Here is a 25,603-nt window from a genome sequence, read left to right as displayed (position 1 = left end):
AGGAGAGAGAAGCCATGAAACTGTGCGGATTCGATGTCGGCCTCGACAAGCCGTTCTTCCTGATCGCCGGCCCCTGTGTCATCGAGTCCGAGCAAATGGCACTCGACACGGCCGGCCAGTTGAAGGCCATCACGGCCGAACTGGGCATCCCGTTCATCTACAAGTCGTCGTTCGACAAGGCCAACCGGTCGTCGGGCAAGTCGTTCCGCGGCCTGGGCATGGAGAAGGGCCTGGAGATCCTGGCCACGGTCAAGCGCGAGATTGGCGTGCCGGTGCTGACGGACATCCACGAGATCGACGAGATCAAGCCCGTCGCGGCCGTGGTGGACGTGCTGCAGACGCCGGCCTTCCTGTGCCGCCAGACCGATTTCATCCGCGCCTGCGCGCAGAGCGGCCGGCCGGTGAACATCAAGAAGGGCCAGTTCCTGGCGCCCCACGACATGAAGAACGTGATCGACAAGGCCCGCGACGCCGCGCGCGAAGCCGGCCTGGCCGACGACGTGTTCATGGCGTGCGAGCGCGGGGTCTCGTTCGGCTACAACAACCTGGTCTCGGACATGCGCTCGCTGGCGATCATGCGCGAGACCGGCGCCCCGGTGGTGTTCGACGCGACCCACTCGGTGCAGTTGCCGGGCGGCCAGGGCACCAGCTCGGGCGGCCAGCGCGAGTTCGTGCCGGTGTTGTCGCGGGCAGCCGTGGCCACCGGCGTGGCGGGCCTGTTCATGGAGACCCATCCGGACCCGAGCAAGGCGATGTCGGACGGTCCGAACGCGGTGCCGCTGTCGCGGATGAAGGAACTGCTGGCCGTGCTGAAGGACCTGGACACCCTGGTCAAGCGCGCCGGCTTCCTGGAAGACAACTTCGGCTGGCCGACCTGCGCCTGACCCAGCCTGCAGTACCCGCCGCCCGCGCCCGCCGCGGGCGGTGTCGCTTCCGGCGACGCGCCGGTATCGAAAGACAATACAAAAGATTCGGAGATAGCGTATGGCCGCCGGCCTTATCATCGCGTACGTCGACGTGACCGACCCCCAGCAGTACGAGCAATACAAGGTGCTTTCCACGCGCGCCATGCAGGCGCACGGCGCGGAGGTGCTGGTGCGCGGCGGCCGGACCGAGCCGCTGGAGGGGGATTGGGCGCCGACGCGCGTGGTCGTGCTGAAGTTCCAGAGCTACGAGGCCGCCAAGGCTTTCTACGACAGCGAGGAATACCTGGCGGCGCGCCGCTCCCGCGAGCACGCGGCAAAGATGAACATGATCGTCGTGGAAGGCGCCTGAGACTTCCACCCGTCATCTTGCACGTAGAAGATTCACGAAGATTCAACAGTCCTGAGAGGAAATATGAGTGCAATCGTAGATATCATCGGTCGCGAGGTGCTGGACTCGCGCGGCAATCCCACGGTCGAGTGCGACGTGCTGCTGGAGTCGGGCGTGATGGGCCGCGCGGCCGTGCCGTCGGGCGCATCGACGGGCTCGCGTGAAGCTATCGAACTGCGTGACGGCGACAAGTCGCGCTACCTGGGCAAGGGCGTGCTGAAGGCCGTCGAGCACATCAACACCGAAATCTCCGAAGCCATCATGGGCCTGGACGCGTCCGAGCAGGCGTTCCTGGACCGCACGCTGATCGAGCTGGACGGCACCGAGAACAAGGGCCGCCTGGGCGCCAACGCCATGCTGGCCGTGTCGATGGCCGTGGCCAAGGCCGCCGCCGAAGAGGCCGGCCTGCCGCTGTACCGCTACTTCGGCGGTTCGGGCGCCATGCAGATGCCGGTGCCGATGATGAACATCGTCAACGGCGGCGCGCACGCCAACAACAGCCTGGACATCCAGGAATTCATGATCATGCCCGTGTCGCAGACCAGCTTCCGCGAAGCCCTGCGTTGCGGCGCCGAGGTGTTCCACGCGCTCAAGAAGATCCTGGCCGACAAGGGCATGTCCACGGCCGTGGGCGACGAAGGCGGCTTCGCGCCGAACTTCTCGTCGAACGAGGAATGCCTGAACACGATCGTCCAGGCCATCGAGAAGGCCGGCTACAAGGCAGGCGAGGACGTGCTGCTGGCGCTGGACTGCGCCGCGAGCGAGTTCTACCACGAGGCCGAGGACGCCTACGCGCTGGAAGGCGAGGGCCTGAAGCTGTCGTCGACGCAGTTTGCCGACTACCTGGCCAACCTGTGCGACAAGTTCCCGATCGTGTCGATCGAGGACGGCATGGCCGAGGGCGACTGGGAAGGCTGGAAGACGCTGACCGACAAGCTCGGCAAGCGCGTGCAGCTGGTGGGTGACGACCTGTTCGTGACCAACACCAAGATCCTGAAGGAAGGCATCGAGAAGGGCATCGGCAACTCGATCCTGATCAAGATCAACCAGATCGGCACGCTGACCGAGACGTTCGCCGCCATCGAGATGGCCAAGCGCGCCGGCTACACCGCCGTGATCTCGCACCGCTCGGGCGAGACCGAGGACAGCACCATCGCCGACATCGCCGTGGGCACCAACGCTGGCCAGATCAAGACCGGCTCGCTGTCGCGCTCGGACCGGATCGCCAAGTACAACCAGCTGATCCGCATCGAGGAAGACCTGGGCGACATCGCCACGTACCCGGGCAAGAGCGCGTTCTACAACCTGCGCTAAGCCCCGGCGCGCGGGTGGCCTGGCCGCCCGCACGCATGAAAAACGCCGCTGCCGGATTGCCGGCGCGGCGTTTTTTTCATCGAAGCTGTGGCGATTGTGCCGATGGCGGACGGCCGGCGCACCGTTGTTGCGCTTTGTAGCGTCTTTTGTTTTGCAATCTTCGGCCGCTTGATGGATCATTGGTGCCCATCGGAAACGTCCGACACGCCCTGACACGCCCTTTCCCTCGCGGCTTTTGCTCCGATGCGCCTGATTTCCCTGCTGCTGTTCGTGCTGTTGCTGGCCATTCAGTACCCGCTCTGGCTGGGCAAGGGCGGCTGGCTGCGCGTCTGGGACCTGAACCGCCAGGTGACCGAGCAGGCCACGCACAACCAGGGCCTGAAGCTGCGCAACGCCAAGCTGGAAGGGGAAGTGAAGGACCTGCAGGACGGCACCGGCGCCATCGAGGAACGGGCCCGCTACGAACTCGGCATGGTCAAGGACGACGAGGTGTTCGTCCAGTTCGTCGCCCCGGCGCCGAAGGTCAGCGCCACGCCGCCGCTGCCGCCGCCCGCGAATTCCGTCGCCGGACGCGGCGGCCACTAGCCACCAGGGCCACCAGAGCTACCTGGCTGGCGGACCGCTGCCGGCCCCGCCTCCTCCATCAAACCGGTACGCCGGTTACCACCAGCCGTACGGGTAGCCGCCCCAGCCGTAGCCGCCGTAGCCCGGTGTGCTGAATCCGACGCCGGCGCCCCAGCCGCTCCCCCATCCGCCCCCGCCCCATCCACCGTAGTAGAGACTCATGCTCGTGTTCGGGTAGGCGTACGCCGCGCGGCTCCATGCCGCAGCCTGCTGCTCGCTGGCCATCACGGCGGCCTGCTCGCGCAGGATCTGCTGGTTCAGCGTGGCCAGCCGCTCGCGCTCGGCGTCGTTGAGCGGGGCGGGCGGGGTGGACCCCGGCGCCAGGCGCGCCGTGGCGGGCACGCCGTTCACATCGCGCGGCACCGGCGCCGCGCAGCCGGCCAGCACGGCCGCGCCGACGGCCACGGCCAGCAGGGAAGGAAAGATCGCAGTCATGTCGGACTCCGTTCGGCGGCCGGAAAAGCGGGCCTGCCATCGCCAAGCATGCCATTGGACCCGGCGGACCGGGTGTGTGGTTCCGTACGGTGCGCCTGCCTGGCCGATGGTGGGCGCCGGTCTGCCGCATTGCGGAAACGGCGCCGGCCAGGTCAATGCTGCTGCTTCGCCCCGTCGCCGGCACCGGTTGCCACCGGCGACGTGAACAGTTGTGCCGCGTCCACCGGGTCGAACGCATAGCGCTGGCCGCAGAAGTCGCAGTGGATTTCCACCTCGCCGCGCTCGGCGATGATGCCTTCGATCTCGTCCTGGCCCAGCGTCTGCAGCATGCCGGCCACCTTGTCGCGCGAGCACGAGCAGGCGAAGTGCGGCGTCATCGGCTCGAACACGCGCAGGCCGGCGTTCTGCAGTTCTTCCCAGAACAGGCGGCGCAGCAGCGTTTCGGGCGATTCGGCCAGCAGTTCGTCTTCCTTGAGCGTGGCGCCAAGCTGGCAGGCGCGGTCCCAGGTGTCCAGGTCCTGCGGCTGGCCTTCGTCGGTCAGCGCGCTGCCGGTCTCGCCGATGCCCGCGCCGGCCGTGCCGCCATAGGCGGGCAGCTTCTGCAGCAGCATGCCGGCCGCTACCTGGTCGTTCGAAGCCAGCCACAGGCGCGTGTCGAGCTGTTCGGACGCCTTCATGTAGTGCTCCAGCACCTCGGTCATCGTCGCCAGCGGGCCGTGCTCGTCGGCCAGCGGCACGATGCCCTGGTACGGCTGCTGGCCCGGCAGCTTGTCCTGCGGGTCCAGCGTGATGGCGAAGCGGCCCTTGCCGTGCACGTTCACAAGCTGCTTGAGCGTGGCGTCGTCGGGCACCTCGGCGCCCTCGGCCAGCTTGGCCGCGGCGCGCAGCGACAGGTCGGACAGGCATTCCACCACCAGCATCCGCACCGGGCCGTCGCCGTGCAACTGCATGACCAGCGCGCCGTTGAACTTCAGGTTGGCCGACAGCAGCGCCGCGGCCGCCATCATCTCGCCCAGCACGCGCCGCACGGGCAGCGGGTAGGCGTGGCGGTTCAATACCTCTTGCCACGAGGCCTCCATGCGGACCAGTTCGCCACGCACGGGGGCGGCGTCGAACAGGAATTTCTGGAGCGTATCGGGATTCTGGGAAGCGGTCACGGTTCTGGTCTGTCGGTTGAAAGTGGCGGTCGGCGGGGGTCAGCCGATCCGCTTCAGTTGTGTCTTGTAGACGGCCTGGCGCCGGGCATACGTCTCGGCGTTGCGGTACAGGTTGGCCACGTCGTCGTCGGTCAGTTCGCGCACCACCTTGGCGGGCGCGCCCAGGATCAGCGACCGGTCCGGGAACACCTTGTTCTCGGTGATCACCGCGCCGGCGCCGACCAGGCATTCCTTGCCGATCACGGCGCCGTTCAGCACCACGGCCTGGATGCCGATCAGCGAGCCCTCGCCGACGGTGCAGCCGTGCAGCATGGCCTGGTGGCCCACGGACACCTTGTCGCCCAGCGTCAGCGGCCGGCCCGGATCGGTGTGCAGCACAGAGCCTTCCTGGATGTTGGTGTCCTCGCCCACGACGATCGGCTCGTTGTCGCCGCGGATCACCACGCCCGGCCAGGCACTGGCACGCGCCTTGAGCGTCACGTTGCCGATGATGGTGGCCTCGGCCGCCACATAGGCATCCTCGTGAATGGACGGGGCGATATCGCCGAGCTGGTAAAGCGCCATGGGGTCTCCTGCTGAATGTGCGTAATTGGGGATGGCCGCCCCGATTAAAAGAGCCCGATGGGGGCCGGACCGGTGCCGGCGAAGCTCTACAATGGCGGCTTCCCGAATTTTACGCCTATGCCAGTGATCGCACCCGCCGACATCGCTGAAGCGCCACATTCCGCACGCCGGCAGGCGCTGGACGTGCTGTGCATGACCGATGCCCGCGCCAAGGCCGCCGCCGCGCGGGCGCTGTACGCCCGGCTGCAGGCCGGCCAGGACACCATAGTCGATCCCGATGAAGTCCTCGTGGCGGCGCCCGGTGCCGTGCCCGGCCGGCCGGCGCGCCCGGAGCTGGTGCCGCCGATGCGCGTGGAGCGCCGCCGGTCCATCCACACCACGGCGGGCCGCGCGAACATGATCCACGCGCTGTGCCACATCGAGTTCAATGCCATCAACCTCGCGCTGGACGCCGTCTGGCGCTTCGCGGGCATGCCGCCCGACTACTACCGCGACTGGCTGCGCGTGGCCGACGAGGAGGCGTACCACTTCACGCTGCTGGCCGACCACCTGGAGACGCTGGGCGCCACCTATGGCGACTTTCCGGCGCACAACAGCCTCTGGGAGATGACCGACAAGACGTCCGGCGACGTGCTCGCGCGCATGGCGCTGGTGCCGCGCACGCTGGAGGCGCGCGGGCTCGATGCCTCGCCGCCGGTGCGTGCCAAGCTGGCCGAAGCGGGCGACGCCGCCGCGGCCGCGATCATCGACATCATCCTGCGCGACGAAGTGGGCCACGTCGCCATCGGCAACCGCTGGTACCGCTGGCTCTGCGCCGGGCGCGGGCTGGAGCCGGTAGCCACCTACGCGCGGCTGGCCGAGCAGTACCAGGCGCCCAAGCTGCGCGGCCCGTTCAATCTCGACGCCCGGCGCGCGGCCGGGTTCGACGACGCCGAACTGGCCTGGCTCGAAGCCTCGGCCGGCTAGCCGGCGCGCTGCGCGGCCTGCTGCGCGCGCTCCTGCTCCATCAGCCGCAGCACGCGGCGCTGGATCTTGCCGGTGGTGGTCATCGGCAACTGGTCGATGAACTCGATGGCCTTGGGGTACTCGTACGGCGCCAGCTGGCCGCGCACGTGCTGCTGCAGCTCGGCCACCAGCGCCGCGTCGTTGTCGAACGACCGCGCCACGGCCGGCGTCAGCACGATGAACGCCTTGACGATGGCACCGCGCTCCGGGTCCGGCGACGGCACCACGGCGCAGTTCGATACGGCCGGATGCTTGAGCAGGCAGTTCTCGATCTCGCTGGGGCCGATGCGGTAGCCCGACGACTTGAACACGTCGTCGGCGCGGCCCTGGTACCAGAGGTAGCCGTCGGCGTCGATGCGCGCCAGGTCGCCCGTGCGGCACCAGCGCAGCCCGTCGTATTCCGAATACTTGCCGGCCGTGGCGGCCTCGTTCTTCCAGTAGCCCAGGAAGAAGACCGGGTCCGGATGGCCGTGGATGTCGGTGGCGCAGACCGCCACCTCGCCGTCCTCGCCGGGCGGGCAGGGCCGGCCGTCCTCGTCGATCACGGCCACGCGGTGGCCGGGGTAGGGGCGCCCCATCGATCCCGGCCGCGCCGGCCAGCCGAGCCGGTCGTCGTCGTACTGCGCCGTGCAGTTGCCCACGATGTAGTTGATCTCGGTCTGGCCGAACATCTCGTTGACGATCACGCCGAGCGCGTCGCGGCACCACGAGAACACGGTTTCGCCCACGGCCTCGCCGGCGCTCATGATTGCGCGCAGCTTGAGATCGTATTTTTCCGAAGGCGCCGGGCACGCCTTCATCATCTGCTTGAGCGCCGTGGGAAACAGGAACGTGTTGGTCACGCCGTACCGCGCCAGCAGCTCGAACGCGCGCTCGGCCGAAAACCGGCCCTGGTAGCCGACGATGGGCCGGCCGAAGTAGAGCGCCGGCATCAGCGCATCCCACAGGCCGCCGGTCCAGGCCCAGTCGGCGGGGCTCCAGAACACGTCGTCGTCCTGCGGATACCAGTTCTGCGAGCAGACAAAGCCGGTCAGGTTGCCGATCAGCGCGCGGTGCGGGATCAGCGCCCCCTTGGGCGGCCCGGTGGTGCCGCTGGTGTAGATCAGCACCGCGGCTTCGTCGGCCTTGGTCTGCTCGGCCGTGAAGGCGGGCAGTTGCGCGGCCAGCAGCGCATCCCAGTCCAGGTCGCCGCGCCCGGTGGCGTCGCCCACGCCGATGATGGTCTGCAGCGTCGGGCAGTCGGGGCGGGCGGCCAGCAGGTTGTCGATCGACGTCTCGTCGGCAATGGCCACGCGCGTCTCGCTGTGGTCGATCCGGTAGGACAGCGCCTCCGGGCCGAACAGCATCGACAGCGGCATGGCGATGGCGCCAAGCTGGTACACGGCCATGCCGGCGATCACGGTCTCGATGCGCTGGGGCATGACGATGGCCACGCGGTCGCCGCGCTGGACGCCCAGCTCGCGCAGCGCGCGCGACAGCCGGTTGGCCTCGGCCTGGATATGGGCGTAGGGGTATGCCGCGCGGCGCCCGTCCTCGTGCTCGGTGTACACGGCGATGCGGTCGGCCGTGGCGGGGTCGCGCGCCCAGCGGCCGCAGCAGACTTCGGCCAGGTTGAAGAACTCGGGCACGTTCCAGTGGAACGCGTCATGCAGCGCGTGATAGTCGTCACGGCGCGTGGCCGGCAGGGCGGTCATGCGGTTGTCTCCAATGTTCTCGATCGTCCGGCGCGCCTTTCGTAGCCGTTTGGCTATAATCCGGCGAGCGAACGATCGTTCTATTTTTATCCGGGCCGCCGCGTGGCCAAGGCTGCGCGCGCATCAGAAGACCCGGGCACAGAGGGTAGACACCATGACCATCACGGAAACTTCGCGTTCCGAATTTATCACGCTGCGCGGCCTGCGCACGCACGTCCGCCACTGGGGCCAACCCGGGGCGCCCAAGCTGTTCATGCTGCACGGCTGGATGGACGTGGCCGCGTCGTTCCAGTTCCTGGTCGACGCCTTCACGCGCGACTGGCACGTGATTGCGATGGACTGGCGCGGGTTTGGCGAGACCGACTACCCCACGCGCTACCCGGGCACCGGCTCGTACTGGTTCCCCGACTACGTGGCCGACCTGGAGGCGCTGCTGGACCACTACCAGCCCGACGGGCAGGTGGACCTGGTGGGCCACAGCATGGGCGCCAACGTGGTGTGCATCTACGCCGGCGTGCGGCCCGAGCGGGTGCGGCGCGTGGTGGACCTGGAAGGCTTCGGCCTCACGCGCACCCGCCCCGAGCAGGCGCCGGGCCGGCTGGCACGCTGGCTGGACGAACTGCGCACGGCGCCGGAACTGAAGACCTACGAGAGCGAGGCCGCCGTGGCGGCGCGGTTGCAGAAGACCAACCCGCGCCTGCCGGACGACCGCGCGGCGTTCCTGGCCGCGCACTGGTCGCGCCGCAACGACGCGGGCCGCTGGGAAATCCTGGGCGACGCAGCCCACAAGATGACCAACCCCACGCTGTACCGCATCGACGAGATCATGGCGATCTGGGCCCGAGTCACCGCGCCGGTGCTGCACGTGGAAGCGCGCGATTCGGCCACGCTGGCCCATATCGCCCACAAGCAGAGCATCGAGGAGTTCAAGGAACGCTTCCGCGCCTTCCCGGACTTCCGCGAGGTGTTCGTCGACGACGCCGGGCACATGCTGCACCACGACCAGCCAGCGGTGGTGGCGAGGTTGATCGAGGAATTTCTGGCGTAAGTACGATCTTCGCCAGGTTTGTTTCCCTTTCCCGCACGGCGGGAGAGGGAAGCTGAACCCAATCCCTCACCCGTGCGTCAGCTTTTCCTTGAGCGCCGCGTTGTTGCTCGTGTGCACGTGCACGAGCGCCTTGTCGGGGAAGGCGTAGTGGTAGGCCTTGCGCAGGGCCAGCGCGGCTTCGTGGAAGCCGGAGAGAATCAGTTTCTGCTTGTTCGGATAGACCGCGATGTCGCCGGCCGCGAAGATGCCGCGGCGGGACGTTTCGTAGGTGGTCGTGTCGTCGATCTGGATGCGGCCGGCGCGCATGGCCAGGTCCCAGTGAGCGATGGGGCCGGGCTCGGAAACCAGCCCGTACAGCGCCACGAGTTCGTCGGCCGGTACCGTGTGGTCGCCGTCGCGGGTCTTGATGCCGGCCTCGGTCAGCGCGCCTGACGCGTCGGTCTGCAGGCTGCCGAGCATGCCGACGACGAAATCCATCTCGCCGGCGTCCACGGCCGCGCGCATGGCGGCCACGGTGTGGTCCGCCGCGCGAAAGCCCTCGCGCCGGTGCAGCAGCGTGACGCGCGCGGCCACGCCGCGCAGGGCCAGCGCCCAGTCCAGTGCCGAATCGCCGCCGCCGGCCACGATCACGCGCTTGCCGGCAAAGCGCGACAGGTCGCGCACGGCGTAGTGCACGTGGCGGTCTTCCAGCGCCGCCGCCTCGGGCAGCGACACGCGCTGCGGCGCGAAGGCCCCGGCGCCGGCGCAGATCAGCACCGCCGCCACGTCGAACCGCTTGCCGCCGTCGGTTGTCACCAGCAGCCGCGGATGGCCGTCGGCGCCCGTGGTGTCGCTGACCGACTGCGCGCGCTGTCCGAAATACATGGGCTGGGCAAACGGCGCGCATTGTTCGAGCAGCCGGTCCACCAGTTCCTGCGCCAGGCAGCCCGGCACGGCCGGGATGTCGTAGATCGGCTTTTCGGGATAGAGCTCGGTGCACTGGCCGCCGGCGCGGTCCAGCACGTCGATCAGCTCGCACCTGAGCCCGAGCACGCCGGCCTGGAACGCCGCGAACAGGCCCACGGGGCCGGCGCCGACGATCAGCACGTCGGTCTGGATGGTTTCCGGGGTCGGGGTGGCGTGGGCGCTGGGCGTGGAGGACATGGGGGAACAGGCGGTCGAGGCGGTTGCAACAAGGCCCCCATCATACCGCGCGGGTTGCCGCAATCCGGACACGCCACCGCTGGCGGCAGGGCTAAAAAACCCTGCCGGGAGTAGAATGGCAGCCATGCAAAATGCCCACGCCATCAACGCCGACCTGCACTGCCATTCCACCGTGTCCGACGGGATGCTGCCCCCGTCCGAGGTGGCCGCGCGGGCGCATGCCGGAGGCGTGGCGTTCTGGGCCCTGACCGACCACGACGAGGTGGGTGGCCAGACCGAGGCGCGCGCCGCCGCCGAGGCGCTGGGCATGCGCTACGTGCCCGGCGTCGAGATTTCCGTCACCTGGGCCGGGCAGACCGTCCACATCGTCGGCCTGCAGATCGACCCGTTCAACGCCGACCTGATCGATGGCCTGGCACGCACCCGCGATGGCCGGGCCCGCCGCGCGCAGGACATCGGCGAGGCGCTGGCGAAGGTGGGCATCCCCGACGCCTACCAGGGCGCGCTGCGCTACGTCGGCAATCCGGACCTGATCTCGCGCACGCACTTCGCGCGCTGGCTCGTGGACGAAGGCCGCTGCAAGACCATCGGCGACGTGTTCAGCGAGTACCTGTCCGAGGGCCGGCCGGGTTTCGTGCCGCACCGCTGGTCGTCGCTGGCCGAGGCCGTGGGCTGGATCCGCGGCGCCGGCGGCATCGCCGTGATGGCCCACCCGGGCCGCTACAACTACACGCCGCTGCAGCACGACGCGCTGTTCGACGAATTCACGCAGCTCGGCGGCCGCGCCGTCGAGGTGGTGACCGGCAGCCATACCCCCGACCAGTTCCGCCGCTATGCCGACGTGGCGCGCCACTACGGCCTGCTGGCCTCGCGCGGGTCGGATTTTCACGGTCCCGGCGAAGGCCGCGTGGAAATCGGCACGCTGCCCCCGCTGCCGTCGGACGTGACGCCGGTCTGGCACGACTGGTAAGCTGATCCGTCCCGACTTTCCGCGCCCTCCATGTCCCAGTATTTCGAGATCCATCCCGACAACCCCCAGGCGCGGCTGGTCAAGCAGGCCGCGCAGATCCTGCAGAAGGGCGGCCTGATCGCGCTGCCCACCGATTCCAGCTACGCGCTGGCCTGCCAGCTCGACGACAAGTCGGCCGTGGAGCGGCTGCGCCGGCTGCGCGGCATCGACGAGAAACACCACCTGACGCTGATGTGCAGCGACCTGTCGGAACTAGGCAACTTCGCCCGGGTCGATAACCGCCAGTACCGGTGGATCAAGGGCGCCACGCCGGGGCCGTACGTGTTCATCCTGGAAGCCACCAAGGAAGTGCCGCGGCGGCTGTCGCATCCGGCCCGCAAGACCATCGGCGTGCGCGTGCCCGGACATGCGATTCCGCTGGCGCTGGTGGCCGAACTGGGCCAGCCGCTGATTTCCGCGACGTTGCAGATGCCCGGGGACGAGGCGCCGATGAACGAGCCGTCCGAGATCCGCGCCCGGCTGGAAAAGCAGCTCGACCTGGTGATCTGCGGCGGCCCGGCGCCGGCCCAGCCGACCACCGTGATCGACCTGACCAGCGGCGAGCCCGAACTGGTGCGGGCCGGGCGGGGCGACGTCGAGCGCTTCGGCCTGACGGCCGCCGCCTGATCACCTGATCCCGCAGCCGTGGCGCGCCATGTTTCCGTCGGCCCGCCATTTTTGATACATACCGCACACCCGCAAACATGCCGGACAGCCTTGCGCGCCGGCGGCCCGATAGAATAGCCCGCATGGATTCCTCGATCGTCCAGACCCTCGCCGTATATGCGCTGCCCGTGCTGTTCGCCATCACGCTGCACGAGGCCGCCCACGGCTACGTGGCCAAGTATTTCGGCGACAACACCGCCTGGCTGCTGGGCCGCGTGAGCCTGAACCCGGTGCGCCATATCGACCCGATCGGCACCGTGGCCGTGCCGCTGCTGCTGTATTTCCTGACGGCCGGGCAGTTCGTGTTCGGCTTTGCCAAGCCGGTGCCGGTGGTGTTCAGCCACCTGCGCAACCCGCGCTGGCACGGCATGTGGGTGGCGCTGGCCGGGCCGGCCAGCAATATCGCGCAGGCGTTCCTGTGGGCGCTGGTGGCCGTGGGGCTGGCGCTGGCCCAGGTGCAGGAGCCGTTCTGGGCCCAGATGGCGCGGGCTGGCATCCTGGTCAACGCCGTGGTGGCCGCGTTCAACCTGTTCCCGATCCCGCCGCTCGATGGCGGCCGCGTGCTGACCGCATTCCTGCCGCAGTCGATGGCCGCCGCCGTGGCTCGCATCGAACCCTATGGCATCTTCATCGTGCTGGCGCTGGTGGCCGCGGGCGTCATCACGCGGATCTGGATGCAGCCGGTGATGACCGCGCTGCTGTCGCTGGTGGAGTTCATGCTGCGGCCGGTGCTGATGATCCTCCAGTAGCGGCATACCCGCCGCCCGCCGTTTCCCATATCCCGATCCTTCGCCGCGCATGACCCCGACGCATCCGCCACTTGCCGCGCCTTCCCCCTGGCTGACCCGCTGGACCCACCTGATCCGGCCCGGCGGCCGGGTGCTCGACCTGGCCTGCGGCAGCGGGCGCCATGCCGCCTGGCTGGCCGGGCAGGGGTTTGCGGTGCTGGCCGTGGACCGCGATGCCGACGCCGTGGCGGGGCTGCCCGCCGGCGTGCAGGGGCGCGTGGCGGACCTGGAGCAGGGCACGTGGCCACTGGCCGATGACGGCCCGTTCGACGCCGTGGTGGTCACCAACTACCTCCATCGCCCGCTCTGGCCGCACCTGCTGGACGCGCTGGCGCCGGGCGGTGTGCTGGTCTACGAGACCTTCGCAGCCGGCAACGAGACGGTCGGCAAGCCGTCGCGGCCCGATTTCCTGCTGCGGCCGGGTGAATTGCTCGATGTGGTGCGCGGCCGGCTGCGCGTGGTGGGTTACGAGGACGGCACGCTGGAATCGACCCGCACCGCCTTCGTCCAGCGGCTGTGTGCCGTGCGGGAGGCGGCGGGCGGCCATTCCGACGGCGCGCCGCCGCGCTACCGGCTGCCCGGCTGAGGCGCCGGGGGCGCACCGCGCGGGGCGGCGCCGCTGTCAGCGAGACGGCCCCGCCACACGTTACGCCCGTTAACGTTTTCCCTCATTGATAGGGGGTCCGGAGCCCCTGACGGTTCCGGTACAATCCCGGTTGTCCGAATTTCCCGAATTCCCTGAGATATGACACAGATTACCGGCAGCATCGTGGCCATCGTCACCCCGATGCATGAGGACGGCAGCCTGGACTACCCGGCCCTGCGCAACCTCATCGACTGGCATGCGGCGGAAGGCACCGATGGCATCGTGATCGTGGGTACCACGGGCGAGTCGCCGACGGTCAACGTCGACGAACACTGCGAGCTGATTCGCGTGGCGGTGGAGCAGTCGGCCGGCCGCGTGCACATCATCGCGGGTACGGGTGGCAATTCCACGCGCGAGGCGATCGAGCTGACCGCTTTTGCCAAGCGGGTGGGTGCCGATGCGTCGCTGCAGGTCGTGCCGTACTACAACAAGCCGACCCAGGAAGGGATGTACCGCCATTTCCGCACCATCGCGGAAGCCGTGGACCTGCCGGTGGTGCTCTACAATGTGCCCGGCCGTACCGTGGCGGACATGAGCAACGAGACGATCCTGCGGCTGGCACAGGTGCCGGGCATCGTGGGCGTGAAGGAAGCCACCGGCAACATCGACCGGGCCGCGCAGCTCATCAAGGACGCGCCCGAGTCGTTCGCGGTCTACAGCGGCGACGATCCGACGGCCGTCGCACTGATCCTGCTTGGCGGCAAGGGCAATATCTCGGTGACCGCCAACGTGGCGCCGCGAAAGATGCACGAGATGTGCGCGGCCGCCCTGAAGGGCGACGTGGTCACGGCCCGCCGCCTGCACATGGAACTGATCGACCTCAACCGCGCGATGTTCGTCGAGGCCAATCCGATCCCCGTGAAGTGGGCGCTCCAGCAGATGGGCAAGATGGGTGGCGGTATCCGCCTGCCGCTGACCCCGCTGGCGGAAGGCCAGCACGAAACCGTGCGCCGCGCGCTGGCAGCGGCCGGCCTGCTGGGCTGAGATTCGCCGGCTGAACGTTCGGCTATTCGCCGATTCTTGAAACCAGGATTACGTGTCAATGAAACAGAAGCTTAACCGTCGCGGCGCGACGCAGGTTCGCCGTGTCGCAGTGGTTGCGCCCATGCTGGCGCTGACGCTGATTGCCGGCTGCAGCAGCATCAACGAGGCCATGCAGCCCGACAAGATCGACTACAAGTCCCAGGGCAAGAAGACCGCTTCGCTGGATATTCCGCCGGACCTGACGAAGCTCGAAGGCGATCGCCGCTACACCGTGCCCGACGCCGCGGGCACGTCCACGCTGTCGAACTACCAGCAGGCCACCAAGACCCGCGAGGCCGAGCCGGCGACGAACGTGCTGCCGTCCACGCAGGGCATCCGCATGGAGCGCGACGGCAACCAGCGCTGGCTGGTGATCAGCAACGGCATGCGCGCCGACCAGCTCTGGGAGTCGCTGCGCGGCTTCTGGCAGGAAAACGGCTTCCTGCTGACGCAGGACTCGCCGCAGACCGGCATCATGGAAACGGACTGGGCCGAGAACCGCGCCAAGATTCCGCAGGACATCATCCGCAACACGATCGGCAAGGTGTTCGATGGCCTGTACTCGACCTCCGAGCGCGACAAGTTCCGCACCCGCGTGGAGCGGGCCCAGAACGGCCAGCTGGAGGTGTTCATCAGCCACCGCGGCGCGCAGGAACAACTGACCGGCGTGGACAAGTCGACGACGGTCTGGACGCCGCGTCCGGCCGATCCGGAACTGGAAGCCGAGTTCCTGTCGCGCCTGGCCCAGCGCCTGGGCGTGCAGAAGGAACAGGCCACCCAGATGGCCAAGAACCCGACGCCGGTGGGCAACGCCGCCGCGCCGGCACCGGCACCGTCGGCCAGCGCCACCGGCATCGGTGCGGCTGCCGCCACGGGTGCCTCCGGCGACGCCGAAGGCAAGTCTTTCCTGAGCCAGGTCAATGGCACGCCGGCGCTGCAACTGCCGGAGCCGTTCGATCGCGCCTGGCGTTCGGTCGGCCTGTCGCTGGACCGCGTGAACTTCACGGTGGAAGACCGCGACCGCGCCCAGGGCCTGTACTACGTGCGCTACGTCGATCCGAAGCAGGCGGTGGACGATCGCGGCTTCTTCTCGAAGCTGTTCACCAAGGCCAACGACGGCAAGACCGCGAAGAAGTATCGCGTCTCGCTGAAGGGCAGCGGCACGGGCACCACGGTCACCGTGCAGAACGACGCCGGCCAGCCGGAAAACACCGAAGTCAGCAAGCGCATCCTGTCGCTGCTGGACGAACAATTGCATTGATGTTCGTTTTTTGTTGCAATTCGATGCCGACGGCGCCCGCCGTCGGGCATCGCCCCCGGCGAGCGCATCGATGATGCGCTTTGCTTTTTTGGGCAGCGGCAGCGAGGGTAACGCGCTGCTGATCGAGGCTGGCGAGGGTGTCTCCGTGACGCGCGTGCTGCTGGACTGCGGCTTTGGCATCAAGGAGACGTCGCGGCGGCTGGAGCGGCTGGGCGTCTCGCCCGATGACCTCGACGCCGTGCTGGTCACGCACGAGCATGGCGATCACGTAGGCTCGGCCTACGCGTTTGCCGCGCGCCACAAGCTGCCCGTCCACACGAGCCACGGCACCTGGCTGGCCACGTCCCACATGCGCGGCGCCGACCAGGCCGACGTGCGCGTCTGCTGCGCCGACCATGTCTTCTCGGTAGGCGGGCTCCAGATCCATCCCTATACGGTGCCGCACGATGCGCGCGAGCCGCTGCAGTTCGTGCTGACCGATGGCGACGCGCGGCTGGGCGTGCTGACCGACGCCGGCATGGAAACGCCCTATGTGACGGCGCGGCTGGCCGGCGTGCACGCGCTGGTGCTGGAATGCAACCACGACCGGGACATGCTGCAGAACTCGGCCTATCCGTGGTCGCTCAAGCGGCGGATCGGCGGCGATTTCGGCCATCTGGCGAACGATATCGCCGGCAGCATCCTGTCGCGGGTTGCCCACACGGGGCTGTCGCGCGTGGTGGCGGCGCACCTGAGCAAGCAGAACAACACGCGGGAACTGGCGGCCGGCGCGCTGGCGGCGGCGCTGGGAGTCTTGCCTGAGGAAATCCTGATCGCGGATCAGGAGGAAGGGCTGGGCTGGCAGCCGGTGCGGGCATAATCGGCGTGGCCGCCGGCGCCGCTAATGTGGAGGCGTCAGATAATCGCCCAAACAAAAAGCCGACCCGAAGGTCGGCTTTTTGTTTTTCGGAAAGATCCGATTACTGCTTGGCAGCCGGAGCCGAAGCGTCAGCAGCCGGGGCCGATGCGTCAGCGGCCGGAGCCGAAGCGTCAGCAGCCGGAGCAGCGGCCGGAGCCGATGCATCAGCAGCCGGAGCAGCAGCGGCCGGAGCCGAAGCAGCCGTGTCAGCGGCCGGAGCGGCAGCTTCTTCCTTCTTGCCGCAAGCGGCCAGGGCAACAGCAGCCAGCAGGGATGCGATCAGGAGAGACTTCTTCATTGTTCGTCCTTTAACTTTTAATAAAACGAAAACAGGCGATGAATAATTACCGGTAATTATCGCTCTTGTGCTGCAAATATAGGCTCTCCCGGGTGCCGACAGTGCAGTGGTCCACAGTACTAGCCAGCGGGCGATTATATCCGCGTTTTCCCGCCTTGTGTACAGCGAAAATATGCCGGTTCATTCTGTTACGCAAAATTACACACGTGCCGGCGCAAACTGCAACCAGCCCTCCATGGCCCAGTCATGGAACGTGTCCATGAGATCCGGAAGCGCCGCGCACGCGGCCACTTCCGTGGCCGTCAGTTGACGGTGGTCAGCCAGCCTGCGCAGCCATTTTGCTAGCGGCGGGGGCGGCTCGTAGGCTTCGCCGTTCAGGAAGAAGTGCGTGCGATCGTATAGCGCTATGGAAGCCGGAGCAAGGACCACGCCATGCGCCTTGGCCAGCTTCGTGTACTGCTTCAGGCTGATTTCGGTCACCTCGTCGAACTGCACCGACGGCTTGGGCTCCGATAGGTACGACCCCAGGAACTCGGACACCATGCCCGCGTTCCACTTCAGCGACTGCAGCCGCTCGGCCACGGTCTTGGCAAGCCCGGCCGGCAACTGTGCCGGGGTGGCCGTGGCGGCCTCGCCGGCATCGGCGTAGCGGCCATCGAGCCCCTCGTTGTGTTCCACCGTCTCCGAAAGCCACGCCAGGAAGTGCCCGGCCAGCTCGCGATAGGCGGGCGCACGGAAGCCGATGGAGGCGGTCATGCATTCGCCCTCGGCGATGCCGTCGTGCGCGTACTGCGGCGGCAGGTACAGCATGTCGCCCGGCTCCAGCACCCACTCCTGCTCGGCGCTGAAGTCCGACAGGATTTTCAGCGGCATGTCGGGGATCAAATCGAGCTTGGTCTGCGACGAAATGCGCCAGCGGCGCCGGCCCGATACTTGCAGCAGGAACACGTCATACGAATCGAAGTGCGGACCCACGCCGCCGCCGTCGGTGGCGTAGCTGATCATCACGTCGTCGAGCCGCGCATCGGGCACGAAGCGGAACTGGCTCATCAGCTCGGCCGCGGCCCGGCTGTGCAGGTTCACGCCCTGGACCAGCAGCGTCCACTTGCCAGTCTTGCGTGACGGCAGGTTGTCTTCGGCGAACGGGCCATGTTCGAGCTTCCAGCGGTTGCGAAAGTACGACACCAGGCGTGACTCCACGTCGTCGCGGTCGGCCAGTTCGAAAAGCGCTTCGCGCGACACAGGGGGCACGATTCCGGGCACGGCCTGTCGAATCAGCAACGGTTTGCGGTGCCAGACGTCGCGCATGAAGGCCGCGGGCGTCATGCCCCCGAGCAGCGTGAGCGGTGCGTCGGGATCAAGGGGGCCCGCAGGCAGGGCCTGCGCGTATAATGCGGAATCGCTCATGGAGTCAAGAATTGAAAATCGCTAAGAACACGGTGGTGTCCGTTGTGTACAAGCTGTCGGACGCGCAGGGCAATCTCATCGAGGAGTCCGATGAGCCCATGGTCTACTTGCACGGCGGGTATGATGGCACGTTCCCCAAGATCGAGGAAGCGCTGGACGGCCACGACGCCGGCTTCCAGACCGAGCTTCAGCTCGAGCCCGAAGACGCGTTCGGCGACTACGACGCCGAACTGGTGAAGGTGGAGCCGCGCGACCGTTTTCCCGAGCCGCTCGAAGTGGGCATGCAGTTCGAGGGCGTGCCCGAGGACGGCGACGACGAAGATTCCATCATCTACACGGTGACCGACGTTGCCGAAGACAAGGTGGTGCTGGACGGCAACCATCCGCTGGCCGGCATGGCGCTGCGCTTCTGGCTCAAGGTGTCGGAAGTCCGCGAGGCCACGAGCGAGGAAGTCGAGCACGGCCACGCGCATGGCGCCTCGGGCATCGAGGTCGTTGACGAGGACGAGGAAGAAGGCGGCGAGGGCAACAGCCCGCGCACGCTGCACTGAACCCGTCGAGCGATACGCGACAGGTCATCGCGAACACGAGAAAAGCCGGCTCCCGCCGGCTTTTTTCATTGCTGCGCGCGTGACGCAGGTCAAATCCGGCGGGGTGCCCGTCCGCCGCCTCGTCAATTCGTCCGCGGCCCGTCTTCCAATGCCACCTGGAACACCGACTTCGTGCCGGGCGTGACGGTCAGTTCCACCCAGCGCGACGGGTTGCCGATCGGCAGCGCCACGCGCGTGAAGTTGCCGACGACCTTGCCGGCGGTGTCGCGCAGCGGCTTGTCGACGCTGAAGCCGCTGTCGCTGGCATGCACCAGCAGCACCTGGCCGGCGTACTTGGCCGACAGGTCGCGTAGCTGGCGCTTGAATTCGAGATAGCCGTCGCGCGTGCCGCGCCGCAGGAAGCCGTCGAGCAGCGTCGGCCTGCCGCGCTTTTCCCAGCCGTTGCCGAACTGCGGGTCGGCATGCACCACCACCAGCACGCCCGCCAGGTCGCGCTGGCCCGCGATCGAGAACGCGCGGCCCAGCCACTGGCGATTGGCCTCGCGCCGGTCCTCGAACTCGCCGTTCCGGCCGCCTTCGCTGCGATAGTGGTTGTTGTCGCCGGGCAAGTTGAGGCCGACGACCAGCACGTTGCCGATCATCAGCCGCACGTTCTCGCGGAAGCTGCGGAACATCGCCTGGTCCGACTGGCGCACCACGGGCAGCGTGCGGCGGCCAAGCGTGGTGTCGGCCGGAAAGTACAGCTCGCGCAGCCGGTTGAGCCGCTCCACCGCATCGAACTTGCCGTTGACGGGCTTGTGGCATTCGGCCCAGTCGGTCTCGCCGGGCACGAACAGCAGCGGCGCAGGCGCGTCGTCCAGCACCCGCAGCCGCGCGCTGAGCACCGGGTCCGCGCACGATTCGGTGTCGCCCTTGATGCCGCCGGCGTGGACGATCAGCGCCACCTTCTGCGACGCCATCTGTTCGAACAGCGCGGACGTGTCGGCTTCGGCCGTCGGCCACTGCGGCACGTCGGCGATCAGCGCCATGCGCGTCACCGGTTCCGCCGCCGCGGCGGGTGGCGCGACCTTGCCGGCGCGCGCCGCGTGGACCGCCACGGGCGCCAGCAGGCAGGCGCCGCAGGCCAGGGCCACCAGGGCCCGGGCCGCGCGCGCGGGGCGGAGGGTGGGTGTCATGCGTTGCGCGTGGGGGCTGCCAGCGCCTTGAGCCGGTACAGCGCCTCCAGCGCGTCGCGCGGCGACAGGCTGTCCGGGTCGATCTCGGCCAGCGCATCGAGCGCGGCCGCGTGTTCGGCGGCCAGGGCCCCGGCCAGCTCCGGGGCTTCGTCGTCGTCGAGCGGCGTGGCCGGAGCCGCGAACAGGTCCATCTGCGGCGTCGGCGTGGCGTCCGCCGACTGCTGTTCCAGCCAGGCCAGGTGCTTGCGCGCGGCGCGGATCACGGGCTGCGGCACGCCGGCCAGTTGCGCCACCTGCAGGCCGTAGCTCTGGCTGGCCGGACCGTCCTGCACCGCGTGCAGGAACACGATGCCGTCGCCATGTTCCACGGCGGACAGGTGGACGTTTGCCGCCTGCGGGAATTCCTGCGGCAGTTGCGTCAGCTCAAAGTAGTGGGTGGCAAACAGCGCGTGGCTGCGGTTGTGGGACAGCAGGTGGCGGGCAATCGCCCACGCCAGCGCCAGGCCGTCGAAGGTCGACGTGCCGCGCCCGATCTCGTCCATCAGCACCAGGCTCGACGGCGTGGCGTTGTGCAGGATGCCGGCCGCCTCGGTCATTTCCACCATGAACGTCGAGCGCCCGCCGGCCAGGTCGTCGGCCGCGCCAATGCGCGTGAAGATGCGGTCGATCGGCCCGATCACCGCGCGCTGCGCCGGCACCCAGGCGCCCACGCAGGCCAGAAGCACGATCAGCGCGGTCTGGCGCATGAACGTCGACTTACCGCCCATGTTCGGGCCGGTGATCAGCAGCAGCTTGCGCGCCTCGTTGAGCTGGCAGTCATTGGCGATGAACGCCACCGATTCGGCCGCCAACTGGCCTTCCACCACGGGATGGCGGCCCTGCGCGATGTCGATCACGTTCTCGGCCACGCGCTCGGGCTGGCTCCAGTCCAGCGTGCGCGCCCGTTCGGCCAGCGTGGCCAGCACGTCCAGCCGGGCCAGCGCGGCGGCCACGCGCTGCAGGGGGCCGATATGGGGCAGCAGGGCCTGCAGCAGCGCGTCGTAGAGCTGTTTTTCGCGTGCCAGCGCGCGGTCCTGCGCGGACAGCGCCTTGTCCTCGAACGCCTTCAGCTCCGGGGTGATGTAGCGCTCGGCGTTCTTGAGCGTCTGGCGGCGCCGGTAGTCGTCGGGCACCTTGTCGGCCTGGCCGTTGGTGACCTCGATATAGAAGCCGTGCACCCGGTTGTACTCGACGCGCAGGTTGTTGATGCCCGTGCGCTCGCGTTCGCGGGTTTCCAGTTCGATCAGGAACTGGCCGCAGTTTTCCGAAATGTCTCGCAGTTCGTCCAGTTCGGCGTCGTAGCCGCGCGCGATCACGCCGCCGTCGCGGATGACCGACGACGGTTCCTCGGCCACCGCGCGCTCCAGCAGCGACAGGCACGCCTCCGGGATGTCCAGCTCGTCCATCGTCTGCGCCAGCAACGGCGATTCCTGGGCGGCGCTGACGCTGGCCTGCACCGTCGGCAGCGCCTTGAGCGTGTCGCGCAGCGCGGACAGGTCGCGCGGCCGGGCCGACAGCAGCGCCAGCCGCGCCGTCACGCGCTCGACGTCGCAGAGCTTGCGCAGCGCCGCGCGCACGGCGTCCGGGTCCTGGGCGATCAGCGCGCCGATGGCCTGCTGGCGCGCACGCGGCAGCGCCGGGTCGCGCAGCGGGTGGTGCAGCCAGTGGCGCAGCGCCCGGCTGCCCATGGTCGTGGAGCAGGTGTCGAGCAGCGAGAACAGCGTCGGCAATTCACCGCCGCGCAGCGTCTCGGTCAGTTCGAGGTTGCGCCGCGTGGCGGTGTCGAGCCCGACGAACTCCGATTCACGTTCGACGGTCACGCCTTGCACGTGGCGCAGCGACTGGCCCTGCGTCGTGGCGGCGTAGTTGAGCAGCGCGCCGGCGGCCCCCAGCGCCGCACCGAGCCCGGCGCAGCCGAACGGCTCCAGGCTGGCCACGCCGATCTGCTCGCGCAGGCGACGGGTGCCGGCGTCCTGGTCGAAATGCCATTCGGGCAGCCGCGTGCGGGCGCAGGTGGGAGCGGGCAGGTCGATGCCATCGGCATAGAGCAGTTCGGCCGGCCGGATGCGCTCCAGCTCGCGCGACAACTGCGCCGCGTCGCATTCCATCAGCCGCAGTTCGCCGCTGGCCAGGTTCAGCCACGCCAGCCCGACCTTGCCCACGCCGCGGCGCAGCGTCTGCTGGTGCACGGCCATCAGGTAGCTGTCCACCTTGTCGGGCAACAGCGCGGCGTCGGTCAGCGTGCCGGGCGTGACGATGCGGACGACCTTGCGCTCCACCGGGCCCTTGCTGGTGGCCGGATCGCCAATCTGCTCGCAGATCGCCACCGATTCGCCCAGTTTGACCAGCCGCGCCAGGTACTGGTCGACCGAGTGGAACGGGATGCCGGCCATGCGGATCGGCACGCCGCCGGACTGCCCGCGCGACGTCAGCGTGATGTCGAGCAGGCGGGCGGCCTTCTCGGCGTCGTCGTGGAACAGTTCATAGAAGTCGCCCATCCGGTAGAACAGCAGCGTGTCCGGATGGTCCGCCTTGATGCGCAGGTATTGCTGCATCATTGGGGTGTGCGTCTCTTTGGCAGTCTTCTTAACTGCTTGATCTGCCTCGGTTTTCGCCCGCAATCCCTTTGTGGGGGCGGTTCCTACGACTTTTGGCTCGATCTCGCCAGCCACATCAACACTCGTCATTGCTAGCCTTCACTCCAGTCTGCGGCGTAGGTTTTTGGCGTATCATCTAAAAAAACCTACGCCGCATCGCATCCATCCCTTTGCGGCAAAACCTACGCCGGGGAAAACCTACGCCATGTACTTCGACGCGCGCGCAGCCAAGCTGCTCAAGCCCGGGGAGCATATGACAATCGCCGACCATCCTGGTCTGCGTCTCGAATGCACCGTCACGCGGCGGACCTGGATCTACCGCTACAAGTCGCCCATCGACGGGAAAATGAAGCAGTCGAAGATCGGCGCCTGGCCGGCGATGTCTCCGGCCGCCGCCATCGTCGAATGGGAGCGGCTGAGGGCTGTGCGCGATAGCGGCCGGGACGTCGCCGCCGAGAAAAAGGCAGCGCGAACCATGGCGCGGTCGGTATCGGAGGGCAGTTTACCCCAGCCGGGCCCTTATACAGTGCGCCGGCTGTGCGATGACTTCCTTGTCGGTCACATTGAGCGCAAGAGAACAGCCAAGGGAGCAAAGGAAGTCCGTCGAATGTTCGACACAATGCTGGGGGACTTCGCCGACCTGCGACCGGAGGAGGTGACAAGGGCGCGCGCATTCGACCTCCTGGACTCGCATGCCCATATCCCGGTCCAGGCCGCGAAGCTGCGCTCGGAACTGGGCGCCGCCTGGGACTATGGCCTAGATTCAGGCCGGCTCGATCCGGCCATTGCCAACTGGTGGCGACAGATCATGCGCGGCCGGCTGCAGAGCCGCGGCAAGATGATCGAAGGCAAGCCGATCGGCGAGGTAAAGCGGGTACTTTCGGAGGTTGAGGTAGGAGAGTTGATCCGCTGGTTGCCGAACTTCAGCCGGGTCGTGGCCGACGTCCTAACGCTCTATCTTTGGACCGGGACGCGGGGCTCCGAGATCGTCAGCATGGAAGCGGGCGAGATCCAGGAAGAGTCCAGTGGCCTTTGGTGGACGATCCCGAAGGAAAAAACCAAGAACGCGAAGAGGGCGGGCGCGACGGACTTGCGCGTGCCGCTGTTCGGTCAAGCCGAGCAAATTGTCAGGCGTCGGCTTGCGGTTGCAGGAAGCGGCTACCTGTTCCCATCAAGATTCGGCGGGTCGATCGAACAAAAAGCGATCCAGACGGCGGTGTTCTATCACCAGCCTTACTCTAAGACTCGTCCGAAGGCCAAACGAGCCCGGCTAACGGTCACGCACTGGGCCCCGCATGACCTTCGGCGGACCGTCCGAACGATTCTCGCTTCCATGGGCTGCCCAAATGAGGTTGCGGAGTCGATCCTCGGGCATATGCTTCCCGGCGTACAGGGTGTTTACAATCGGCACACCTACGATAAGGAGCGGCACGAGTGGCTGGACAAGCTGTCCGCCAGGCTTGAGGCGCTGGCGTCAACTCGACCATCAGCCGCGCCGTGATGTGTTGGCGGGAGGAGGGAGGTCTGATACGGGCCGTGTTTCGGCCCATTCTTCGACCTCCCGCGTCAACCAGGCGACGCGGCGTCCAGATAACACCCGCGGTTTCGGAAACTTCCCTTCGCGCACCAACTTTTCCAGGCTTGTGTCTGACAGGCTAACGGCGGCTGCGGCCGCGTGCCGATCAAGATAGATCGGTTTCATCAAACTGCACCTCCAATCCATGCTGCGGCCGGGTCGCGGTGCGGCACCCAGGTTGCAGCCCATTTTGCATGGGCGTTGAGTACCTCGGCGCGCGCGATCTCAGCGAAATCACTGCCGTCGTTCTCGGCCTTCTTTCCTCGCATGCCGCCAGTCCAATAGGGTTCCGGTCTGGGCACGTCATTCAACTGGCCGGCAGCATACGCGGGCTGACCTTTACGCCATGTAGCGACGTAGATTTGCCCATCTTTGTGGAGCTTTTTAATTGCGGCGAACGATCCGTCGAGCCCGATATCGATGCGTCGCTGAAGTTCGGCGCGCGTCAAGCCGCCAGCTCCGACTGACGCGAACGCTTTCATCGCCTCGCCGGCCAGCCGTTCGAGTTCTTCGCCGATCGCCGCAGGGCGCCGAAGGCGGTTCGTTCCAAATACTGTCTTGCCCGGCTCGCGGGGTCTCCTCTTGGACATTCCTACTCCTCCAGATTCATTGCTTCCGCGACCTCGCGCTTGATGGCTAGGCGGACGGCGGTACCGCCTTCCCTGGCGCCCATCTCGTAGCACCGGTCGTGGGCCAGCCCTTTGCATTCGTCGGGCATGATGGCGATGTGGGCTGCCGCCTCCAAAGCTTTGAGCACGCGTGCCCGCTCGCTCGCGTGGGCGGAAGCCATTGCGTTGATCAGTTCGGCCAACCGGCCTGTCATCTGGGAAAGCGTCGCGGCGATATCCGCGCGGACGTACTCGACGCCGTCTGGCACCGGAGTCAAGCTGACACCGGAACCGCCCACGTAGATGCGCTCCGCCGCCGGGTTGTCGTCTACAGGCGTGGAGTCAATCGCCACATTCAGGCAGTGGGCGATGTACCGGGCGGCTGCCACTTTCTTGTCGAGCGACGCGAACTCGCCCTCCACGGAAAGCCGGACATCGGGCAGCAGGCGGGCATGCACGACGTCGCCGCGCTCGTCCGCGAGCCAATGGCCGGTTGCCAGGCTCTCCATGATCAGTGGCCGCAGGGGGGCGTTTCGCCGTCGATGACTTCTGCGCCGCAGCCGATGCAGCGCTTGGTCGGCTCGGATGCCGGTTCTTCCGGCAGGGATAGGTCCGGGGTGATCCAGTCCTTGAGGTCCGTTGTGTGGTTCATGGTATATGTTCGTTGAGTGTGCAAATCGCACACATGTTAGCCAATGCGGCGAAAAATAAAGGCGGCAAGAAGCAGGGCGAGCACCAACCCGTAAAGGGCGCCGGCAATAAC

The 25,603-nt window shown here is 67.7% G+C and carries 28 protein-coding genes; 15 read left to right on the top strand and 13 right to left on the bottom strand.

Annotated features, from left to right (window positions below; genetic code table 11):
• Positions 1-14 precede the first annotated feature (14 nt).
• The 4 genes from kdsA (at position 15) to ftsB (ending at position 3,213) form a co-directional block, all read left to right on the top strand.
• On the top strand, positions 15-884 hold the full coding sequence (gene kdsA / locus QTN24_RS15905; RefSeq protein WP_313838157.1) for a 3-deoxy-8-phosphooctulonate synthase: 870 nt from the start codon (positions 15-17) through the stop codon (positions 882-884).
• A 100-nt stretch (positions 885-984) separates the two neighbouring features.
• Positions 985-1,275 (top strand): DUF1330 domain-containing protein, encoded by a 291-nt coding sequence (locus QTN24_RS15900; RefSeq protein ID WP_124684755.1) that lies wholly within the window; start codon positions 985-987, stop codon positions 1,273-1,275.
• Positions 1,276-1,338: 63 nt separating this feature from the next.
• Positions 1,339-2,628: a phosphopyruvate hydratase gene (gene eno / locus QTN24_RS15895; RefSeq protein WP_124684754.1), complete on the top strand. Its 1,290-nt coding sequence runs from the start codon at positions 1,339-1,341 to the stop codon at positions 2,626-2,628.
• 243 nt (positions 2,629-2,871) lie between these two features.
• Positions 2,872-3,213 carry a cell division protein FtsB gene (ftsB, locus tag QTN24_RS15890; RefSeq protein ID WP_124684753.1) on the top strand — a complete coding sequence of 114 codons (342 nt, stop codon included), beginning with the start codon at positions 2,872-2,874 and terminating at the stop codon, positions 3,211-3,213.
• A 75-nt stretch (positions 3,214-3,288) separates the two neighbouring features.
• On the opposite strand, the gene QTN24_RS15885 is transcribed toward ftsB, so the two are convergent.
• The 3 genes from QTN24_RS15885 to QTN24_RS15875 all read right to left on the bottom strand — a co-directional run bounded on the left by QTN24_RS15885 (position 3,289) and on the right by QTN24_RS15875 (position 5,408).
• Entirely contained in the window at positions 3,289-3,687 is a 399-nt protein-coding gene (locus QTN24_RS15885; protein ID WP_124684752.1) for a hypothetical protein, read from the bottom strand.
• Positions 3,688-3,839: 152 nt separating this feature from the next.
• The gene (locus tag QTN24_RS15880; RefSeq protein WP_313838155.1) at positions 3,840-4,844 is read right to left on the bottom strand and encodes an Hsp33 family molecular chaperone HslO; all 1,005 of its coding nucleotides are present in this window, start codon (positions 4,842-4,844) and stop codon (positions 3,840-3,842) included.
• Positions 4,845-4,883: 39 nt separating this feature from the next.
• Complete coding sequence (locus QTN24_RS15875; protein ID WP_124684750.1) at positions 4,884-5,408, bottom strand: gamma carbonic anhydrase family protein; 525 nt, start codon at positions 5,406-5,408, stop codon at positions 4,884-4,886.
• A gap of 117 nt (positions 5,409-5,525) precedes the next feature.
• Between QTN24_RS15875 and QTN24_RS15870 the strand changes: the two genes are divergently transcribed.
• A complete protein-coding gene (locus QTN24_RS15870; protein WP_313838153.1) occupies positions 5,526-6,374 on the top strand; it encodes a ferritin-like domain-containing protein in 849 nt (282 codons plus the stop codon).
• On the opposite strand, the gene QTN24_RS15865 is transcribed toward QTN24_RS15870, so the two are convergent.
• Positions 6,371-8,107: an AMP-binding protein gene (locus QTN24_RS15865; RefSeq protein WP_313838151.1), complete on the bottom strand. Its 1,737-nt coding sequence runs from the start codon at positions 8,105-8,107 to the stop codon at positions 6,371-6,373. The two genes, QTN24_RS15870 and QTN24_RS15865, sit on opposite strands and share 4 nt — an antisense overlap.
• A 154-nt stretch (positions 8,108-8,261) precedes the next feature.
• On the opposite strand from QTN24_RS15865, the gene QTN24_RS15860 reads away from it, so the two are divergent.
• Positions 8,262-9,155: an alpha/beta fold hydrolase gene (locus QTN24_RS15860; protein WP_124684747.1), complete on the top strand. Its 894-nt coding sequence runs from the start codon at positions 8,262-8,264 to the stop codon at positions 9,153-9,155.
• Between the two features lie 66 nt (positions 9,156-9,221).
• Here the strand turns inward: QTN24_RS15860 and QTN24_RS15855 are convergent, their stop codons facing one another.
• Positions 9,222-10,298, bottom strand: coding sequence for an NAD(P)/FAD-dependent oxidoreductase (locus tag QTN24_RS15855; protein WP_313838150.1), 1,077 nt, complete (start codon positions 10,296-10,298; stop codon positions 9,222-9,224).
• 124 nt (positions 10,299-10,422) lie between these two features.
• Here QTN24_RS15855 and QTN24_RS15850 point away from each other — a divergent pair, with 124 nt between their 5' ends.
• The 7 genes from QTN24_RS15850 to QTN24_RS15820 all read left to right on the top strand — a co-directional run bounded on the left by QTN24_RS15850 (position 10,423) and on the right by QTN24_RS15820 (position 16,550).
• Positions 10,423-11,268 (top strand): 3',5'-nucleoside bisphosphate phosphatase, encoded by an 846-nt coding sequence (locus QTN24_RS15850; protein WP_313838218.1) that lies wholly within the window; start codon positions 10,423-10,425, stop codon positions 11,266-11,268.
• Positions 11,269-11,298: 30 nt separating this feature from the next.
• On the top strand, positions 11,299-11,934 hold the full coding sequence (locus tag QTN24_RS15845; RefSeq protein ID WP_313838148.1) for an L-threonylcarbamoyladenylate synthase: 636 nt from the start codon (positions 11,299-11,301) through the stop codon (positions 11,932-11,934).
• A 122-nt stretch (positions 11,935-12,056) separates the two neighbouring features.
• The gene (locus QTN24_RS15840) at positions 12,057-12,722 is read left to right on the top strand and encodes a site-2 protease family protein (RefSeq protein ID WP_124684743.1); all 666 of its coding nucleotides are present in this window, start codon (positions 12,057-12,059) and stop codon (positions 12,720-12,722) included.
• A 49-nt stretch (positions 12,723-12,771) separates the two neighbouring features.
• Positions 12,772-13,347, top strand: a complete 576-nt coding sequence (locus tag QTN24_RS15835) for a class I SAM-dependent methyltransferase (RefSeq protein WP_313838146.1) — start codon at positions 12,772-12,774, stop codon at positions 13,345-13,347.
• Positions 13,348-13,506: 159 nt separating this feature from the next.
• The gene (gene dapA / locus QTN24_RS15830; protein ID WP_313838144.1) at positions 13,507-14,391 is read left to right on the top strand and encodes a 4-hydroxy-tetrahydrodipicolinate synthase; all 885 of its coding nucleotides are present in this window, start codon (positions 13,507-13,509) and stop codon (positions 14,389-14,391) included.
• A gap of 58 nt (positions 14,392-14,449) precedes the next feature.
• On the top strand, positions 14,450-15,691 hold the full coding sequence (gene bamC / locus QTN24_RS15825; RefSeq protein ID WP_313838142.1) for an outer membrane protein assembly factor BamC: 1,242 nt from the start codon (positions 14,450-14,452) through the stop codon (positions 15,689-15,691).
• Between the two features lie 70 nt (positions 15,692-15,761).
• Positions 15,762-16,550 (top strand): MBL fold metallo-hydrolase, encoded by a 789-nt coding sequence (locus QTN24_RS15820; protein WP_313838140.1) that lies wholly within the window; start codon positions 15,762-15,764, stop codon positions 16,548-16,550.
• 100 nt (positions 16,551-16,650) lie between these two features.
• Here QTN24_RS15820 and QTN24_RS15815 read toward each other — a convergent pair whose 3' ends face one another.
• Both QTN24_RS15815 and QTN24_RS15810 read right to left on the bottom strand, forming a co-directional pair.
• Positions 16,651-16,887, bottom strand: coding sequence for a hypothetical protein (locus tag QTN24_RS15815; RefSeq protein ID WP_084003951.1), 237 nt, complete (start codon positions 16,885-16,887; stop codon positions 16,651-16,653).
• Positions 16,888-17,085: 198 nt separating this feature from the next.
• Complete coding sequence (locus tag QTN24_RS15810) at positions 17,086-18,294, bottom strand: cupin domain-containing protein (RefSeq protein ID WP_313838133.1); 1,209 nt, start codon at positions 18,292-18,294, stop codon at positions 17,086-17,088.
• Between the two features lie 11 nt (positions 18,295-18,305).
• On the opposite strand from QTN24_RS15810, the gene QTN24_RS15805 reads away from it, so the two are divergent.
• On the top strand, positions 18,306-18,845 hold the full coding sequence (locus QTN24_RS15805) for a peptidylprolyl isomerase (protein ID WP_124684737.1): 540 nt from the start codon (positions 18,306-18,308) through the stop codon (positions 18,843-18,845).
• A 122-nt stretch (positions 18,846-18,967) separates the two neighbouring features.
• On the opposite strand, the gene QTN24_RS15800 is transcribed toward QTN24_RS15805, so the two are convergent.
• The gene (locus QTN24_RS15800; RefSeq protein WP_313838130.1) at positions 18,968-20,020 is read right to left on the bottom strand and encodes a hypothetical protein; all 1,053 of its coding nucleotides are present in this window, start codon (positions 20,018-20,020) and stop codon (positions 18,968-18,970) included.
• Positions 20,017-22,617 carry a DNA mismatch repair protein MutS gene (gene mutS / locus QTN24_RS15795; RefSeq protein ID WP_313838128.1) on the bottom strand — a complete coding sequence of 867 codons (2,601 nt, stop codon included), beginning with the start codon at positions 22,615-22,617 and terminating at the stop codon, positions 20,017-20,019. Before mutS ends, QTN24_RS15800 begins: the two co-directional genes overlap by 4 nt.
• Positions 22,618-22,861: 244 nt before the next feature.
• On the opposite strand from mutS, the gene QTN24_RS15790 reads away from it, so the two are divergent.
• Positions 22,862-24,157 carry an integrase family protein gene (locus QTN24_RS15790; protein WP_313838126.1) on the top strand — a complete coding sequence of 432 codons (1,296 nt, stop codon included), beginning with the start codon at positions 22,862-22,864 and terminating at the stop codon, positions 24,155-24,157.
• On the opposite strand, the gene QTN24_RS15785 is transcribed toward QTN24_RS15790, so the two are convergent.
• From QTN24_RS15785 to QTN24_RS15770, 4 genes are read right to left on the bottom strand one after another with little or no spacing between them, the layout of a single operon-like run.
• Entirely contained in the window at positions 24,143-24,358 is a 216-nt protein-coding gene (locus QTN24_RS15785) for a helix-turn-helix transcriptional regulator (protein WP_124684733.1), read from the bottom strand. The genes QTN24_RS15790 and QTN24_RS15785 overlap by 15 nt on opposite strands.
• Complete coding sequence (locus QTN24_RS15780; protein ID WP_313838123.1) at positions 24,358-24,822, bottom strand: hypothetical protein; 465 nt, start codon at positions 24,820-24,822, stop codon at positions 24,358-24,360. The genes QTN24_RS15785 and QTN24_RS15780 overlap by 1 nt, the downstream gene beginning before the upstream one ends.
• 2 nt (positions 24,823-24,824) lie before the next feature.
• Positions 24,825-25,349: a hypothetical protein gene (locus tag QTN24_RS15775; protein WP_313838121.1), complete on the bottom strand. Its 525-nt coding sequence runs from the start codon at positions 25,347-25,349 to the stop codon at positions 24,825-24,827.
• Positions 25,350-25,351: 2 nt separating this feature from the next.
• Complete coding sequence (locus QTN24_RS15770) at positions 25,352-25,492, bottom strand: hypothetical protein (protein WP_313838119.1); 141 nt, start codon at positions 25,490-25,492, stop codon at positions 25,352-25,354.
• Positions 25,493-25,603: the final 111 nt, after the last annotated feature.

This window comes from Cupriavidus sp. SZY C1 (genome assembly GCF_032190535.1).
Lineage (GTDB): Bacteria > Pseudomonadota > Gammaproteobacteria > Burkholderiales > Burkholderiaceae > Cupriavidus > Cupriavidus pauculus_C.
This window is presented reverse-complemented; position numbering and strand designations above follow the sequence as displayed.

What these genes read in the sequence shown, in the direction of transcription:
- kdsA (WP_313838157.1), top strand. Translation starts at nt 15, where the DNA reads ATGAAACTGTGCGGATTCGATGTCGGCCTCGACAAGCCGTTCTTCCTG.
- QTN24_RS15900 (WP_124684755.1), top strand. Translation starts at nt 985, where the DNA reads ATGGCCGCCGGCCTTATCATCGCGTACGTCGACGTGACCGACCCCCAG.
- eno (WP_124684754.1), top strand. Translation starts at nt 1,339, where the DNA reads ATGAGTGCAATCGTAGATATCATCGGTCGCGAGGTGCTGGACTCGCGC.
- ftsB (WP_124684753.1), top strand. Translation starts at nt 2,872, where the DNA reads ATGCGCCTGATTTCCCTGCTGCTGTTCGTGCTGTTGCTGGCCATTCAG.
- QTN24_RS15885 (WP_124684752.1), bottom strand. Translation starts at nt 3,687, where the DNA reads ATGACTGCGATCTTTCCTTCCCTGCTGGCCGTGGCCGTCGGCGCGGCC.
- QTN24_RS15875 (WP_124684750.1), bottom strand. Translation starts at nt 5,408, where the DNA reads ATGGCGCTTTACCAGCTCGGCGATATCGCCCCGTCCATTCACGAGGAT.
- QTN24_RS15870 (WP_313838153.1), top strand. Translation starts at nt 5,526, where the DNA reads ATGCCAGTGATCGCACCCGCCGACATCGCTGAAGCGCCACATTCCGCA.
- QTN24_RS15865 (WP_313838151.1), bottom strand. Translation starts at nt 8,107, where the DNA reads ATGACCGCCCTGCCGGCCACGCGCCGTGACGACTATCACGCGCTGCAT.
- QTN24_RS15860 (WP_124684747.1), top strand. Translation starts at nt 8,262, where the DNA reads ATGACCATCACGGAAACTTCGCGTTCCGAATTTATCACGCTGCGCGGC.
- QTN24_RS15855 (WP_313838150.1), bottom strand. Translation starts at nt 10,298, where the DNA reads ATGTCCTCCACGCCCAGCGCCCACGCCACCCCGACCCCGGAAACCATC.
- QTN24_RS15850 (WP_313838218.1), top strand. Translation starts at nt 10,423, where the DNA reads ATGCAAAATGCCCACGCCATCAACGCCGACCTGCACTGCCATTCCACC.
- QTN24_RS15845 (WP_313838148.1), top strand. Translation starts at nt 11,299, where the DNA reads ATGTCCCAGTATTTCGAGATCCATCCCGACAACCCCCAGGCGCGGCTG.
- QTN24_RS15840 (WP_124684743.1), top strand. Translation starts at nt 12,057, where the DNA reads ATGGATTCCTCGATCGTCCAGACCCTCGCCGTATATGCGCTGCCCGTG.
- QTN24_RS15835 (WP_313838146.1), top strand. Translation starts at nt 12,772, where the DNA reads ATGACCCCGACGCATCCGCCACTTGCCGCGCCTTCCCCCTGGCTGACC.
- dapA (WP_313838144.1), top strand. Translation starts at nt 13,507, where the DNA reads ATGACACAGATTACCGGCAGCATCGTGGCCATCGTCACCCCGATGCAT.
- bamC (WP_313838142.1), top strand. Translation starts at nt 14,450, where the DNA reads ATGAAACAGAAGCTTAACCGTCGCGGCGCGACGCAGGTTCGCCGTGTC.
- QTN24_RS15820 (WP_313838140.1), top strand. Translation starts at nt 15,762, where the DNA reads ATGATGCGCTTTGCTTTTTTGGGCAGCGGCAGCGAGGGTAACGCGCTG.
- QTN24_RS15815 (WP_084003951.1), bottom strand. Translation starts at nt 16,887, where the DNA reads ATGAAGAAGTCTCTCCTGATCGCATCCCTGCTGGCTGCTGTTGCCCTG.
- QTN24_RS15810 (WP_313838133.1), bottom strand. Translation starts at nt 18,294, where the DNA reads ATGAGCGATTCCGCATTATACGCGCAGGCCCTGCCTGCGGGCCCCCTT.
- QTN24_RS15800 (WP_313838130.1), bottom strand. Translation starts at nt 20,020, where the DNA reads ATGACACCCACCCTCCGCCCCGCGCGCGCGGCCCGGGCCCTGGTGGCC.
- mutS (WP_313838128.1), bottom strand. Translation starts at nt 22,617, where the DNA reads ATGATGCAGCAATACCTGCGCATCAAGGCGGACCATCCGGACACGCTG.
- QTN24_RS15790 (WP_313838126.1), top strand. Translation starts at nt 22,862, where the DNA reads ATGTACTTCGACGCGCGCGCAGCCAAGCTGCTCAAGCCCGGGGAGCAT.
- QTN24_RS15785 (WP_124684733.1), bottom strand. Translation starts at nt 24,358, where the DNA reads ATGAAACCGATCTATCTTGATCGGCACGCGGCCGCAGCCGCCGTTAGC.
- QTN24_RS15780 (WP_313838123.1), bottom strand. Translation starts at nt 24,822, where the DNA reads ATGTCCAAGAGGAGACCCCGCGAGCCGGGCAAGACAGTATTTGGAACG.
- QTN24_RS15775 (WP_313838121.1), bottom strand. Translation starts at nt 25,349, where the DNA reads ATGGAGAGCCTGGCAACCGGCCATTGGCTCGCGGACGAGCGCGGCGAC.
- QTN24_RS15770 (WP_313838119.1), bottom strand. Translation starts at nt 25,492, where the DNA reads ATGAACCACACAACGGACCTCAAGGACTGGATCACCCCGGACCTATCC.